This window comes from Cupriavidus basilensis, assembly GCF_029335485.1.
In the GTDB taxonomy this organism is placed as follows: domain Bacteria; phylum Pseudomonadota; class Gammaproteobacteria; order Burkholderiales; family Burkholderiaceae; genus Cupriavidus; species Cupriavidus basilensis_E.
This window is the reverse complement of record NZ_JARJLM010000397.1, coordinates 1-2,904: the sequence shown is the minus strand read 5'-3', so window position 1 is coordinate 2,904 and position 2,904 is coordinate 1. Positions and strand designations below refer to the sequence as shown.

At 63.8% G+C, this 2,904-nt stretch carries 1 protein-coding gene and 3 pseudogenes; 2 read left to right on the top strand and 2 right to left on the bottom strand.

Features of this window, described 5'->3' with window-relative positions; genetic code table 11:
• Both P3W85_RS23770 and P3W85_RS23765 read left to right on the top strand, forming a co-directional pair.
• Window positions 1–687 (top strand): annotated as a pseudogene (locus P3W85_RS23770) (MFS transporter); the annotation flags it as partial.
• A gap of 112 nt (window positions 688–799) precedes the next feature.
• Window positions 800–1,060, top strand: a complete 261-nt coding sequence (locus P3W85_RS23765; RefSeq protein WP_276266580.1) for a hypothetical protein — start codon at window positions 800–802, stop codon at window positions 1,058–1,060.
• Between the two features lie 143 nt (window positions 1,061–1,203).
• On the opposite strand, the pseudogene P3W85_RS23760 reads toward P3W85_RS23765, so the two are convergent.
• Window positions 1,204–1,368: pseudogene (locus tag P3W85_RS23760) on the bottom strand (IS5/IS1182 family transposase); the annotation flags it as partial.
• A gap of 284 nt (window positions 1,369–1,652) precedes the next feature.
• Window positions 1,653–2,904 (bottom strand): annotated as a pseudogene (locus tag P3W85_RS23755) (hypothetical protein); the annotation flags it as partial.

The window sequence follows — 2,904 nt, the reverse complement described above, 5'->3', positions numbered from 1 at the left end:
CCGGCCCGCCCCATCGGCGGCGGACTGTGGGCGGGCCTGACGCTGGTGGCACGCTCGCGCTATCTGCTGGGCATCAGCCTGTTCGTGATCCTGCTGGCTACCGCCAGCACCTTCCTCTACTTCGAGCAGGCCCGGCTGGTGGCGCAGACCTTTCCCCACCGCACCCAGCAAACCCAGGTGTTCAGCGCCATCGATGCCATCGTGCAAGCGCTGACCATCCTCGTGCAGGTGTTTTTCTCCGGCCGCATCGCCCGGCGCTACGGCGTGACCTCCCTGCTCGGCGTAGTACCGCTGATGGTGGCTGGGGGCTTCCTGGTGCTGGCGCTGTGGCCCGCCTTCGGCGTGCTGGCCGGCGTGATGATCCTGCGCCGGGTAGGCGAATACGCCTTGCTGCGTCCTGGGCGCGAAATGCTGTTCACGGTGGTGGATGCGGAAACCAAATACAAGGCGAAGAACGTGATCGACACTGCGGTCTATCGCGCCGGCGACGCCGTCAGCGCCTGGATCAAGACTGCCATCGATGCGTTCTCCGGGCATCCCGCCGTGGTTGCCCTGGCCGGGGCAGCGCTGGCTCTGGCCTGGACCTGGCTGGGATGGTGGCTGGGGCGGCAGCATGAGGACCGGGCAGCGAATGCGCCTGCCACCGGCAGGCTGGCGCCAGCGGTGCGCGACCGGGGCAGCGACTGACTTGGCGAGGCCGTTGCACGAAGCTGTCTTTGTCCTACACTACGGCTGCCACAGTTTTGCCGATATCGCTTTGCCGATAATGGTGACCGAATATTACACACAAGGAAGCGCGATGAAGGTACGCATGCTGAGCCTGAACGTGGCCGCACTGGCCGCCGCCCTTGCCGTTGGCGGAATCGCCCACGCGCAATTGCCGCCGCCGCAGCCGCAAGCGCCGCAAGGCGAGCGCGCCACGCAGACGCCGCTGCCGCCGCAGCCAGCCCGGCACAAGAAGCATAAGCACAAGCACCACCACCTCCACCACAAAAAGGAAACGCAGCCTCGGGCGGCACCGGGCGCGGATGCGCCGCCGCCGCCGCGTCCGGCCCGCTGACCGGGGGGGGGCATGCCGGCGTTACATCTGCTAACCGTGCGGATATATTGCAGAAACACCTGACTCCTAAGAACGTGTTCAAAGTCTTTTAGTAGAAGCACCAGGAATGCCAAGTGAATGAACTGCAAGCTGGTATTGAATCAGCGCTCGCAGTTCTTCCATAGCCTTCTATTCTTGTCCAACCAGGCGAAGCTGCGCTCCACAATCCAACGCTTGGGCATCACCTTGAAGATATGCAACTCACTGCGCTTGGCGATCTGCACGGTGACCTGCTCACCCAGAGTCTCGCGCGCACCCTGCGCGAAGGGCTGGAAATGGCGGGGACCTCCGTGGCGAAGCCGTCGCCGCATTCCGCAAGTGCCTTGGAGTCATTTGGAAGTAGTCCAGATCAATGCAGGACCTACCTGCAATGCTGGCTACACCGTCGACGTGGAACGCGCGTCGGATGAGTTTTCCGCTACGATCATCAAGTCAATTGATCGCCCAAAAGAGAACAGGGCCAGGTTCACCTCCCGATCGGCTACCGCGTCAGAAAGCGGACCTGCTCCCGTTCATGATCGCCGTCGCGATGACGGCATCCCCCTTCGAAGGATCAACCGGGCATCACCGCATCCAACGCCTGCTCCCACCAGCTCTTCGGGCCCAGTTCGCTCAGGAAGTCGTGAATCGCCGTCAGCTCGGCTTCGACTTCCTGCTGTCGTGCGTAGAGACCGTTTCGTCGGTTGGCTTGATCCGCTGTCGGATACGAGCCGCCGCCACCGCCAAACGGGCCGCTCGGGCCTATGCGGGTCGCCTTTTGCATCTCCTTATCGAGCTTCTTGATGGCCTCATCCAGTTGTTCCGCCTCGCGTTCCAGCTTGCGCTTGCTGGTCAGCAACGCGCTGCGGTCAGCCCGGGCGTGTTGGGGATACCGGGCGCGATAGTCCGGCAGGTGGTCTTGATAGACCGTGCGCCAGCGCAGGTAGCCCCATAGCTCATAGAGCTCACGGCCTTTGTTCTGCGTGGGCCAGGCGTCGTCGGGCACCTTGTCCGGGGGCGGCGTGTTGCCGCCGTGGCGGCGGCGGTAAGCGGCCAGGGTCTCGCGGTCTTTGGAACTCAGCGGCGGCATCGCCGCGACCACCGCACCGGCCGGCCCGACCTGCCGTAGGGGTATCAAGGCGTCCTGTCGCTCCCGTTCCAGCAGTTCACTCATTTGCTCACGCTGCTTGAGAACCCACACATCGTCATCGTCGCCCAGCGGCTTGAACCACGCGCGCGAGTCGTGCATATCCTGCTCGAACAACGCACACACCGCGGCATGGGGATGCGACTTATCGTTCCAGTCGTTCTCGATCGCCTTCCATTGCGTCCACTTGGCCTCCGCTGCGCGCTTGAGGGTGTCGTACAGCAGCACGGCCTGTAGGCCGCTTATCGAGGGGTTGATGCTTGCCACCGGCCCGCCCGGCAGGTCGTCGAAGCCAACAAGCCGCACGGTGTAGCCGGCCGTGGAACCCAGCAACTGGCTGGTCGTCCGGACGAAGAGGTCGAGGTGCAGGATCCCCAGTTCCAGCAACATCCCGAGGTAACCATCCTTGAGCCATGCGCTGTTGCGCGTGCGGACCCAAGTGTCCGCCTGTTGCAGCCGCGTCCATTCTTCCTGTAGTTCTTCGTCGGCGCACACAAGGTCGGCCCGGTCTTGCGGGGTGCTTTTTTGAACCTCGGGCAGCTGCGCTTGCTGGCCCAGGCGAAAGCGCCGCCAGTGCACAAAGAGCCGGTAGTGGCACTGAATCAAGGTTTGGGTGGTGTCCTTGCCGGGGCTGGCCTTGCCGCGCACCTGCACGAGGTAGGCGTTGAAGCGCGCGATC

Excerpts from the sequence above, each read along its gene's own strand:
- P3W85_RS23765 (WP_276266580.1), top strand. The coding sequence starts at position 800 with ATGAAGGTACGCATGCTGAGCCTGAACGTGGCCGCACTGGCCGCCGCC.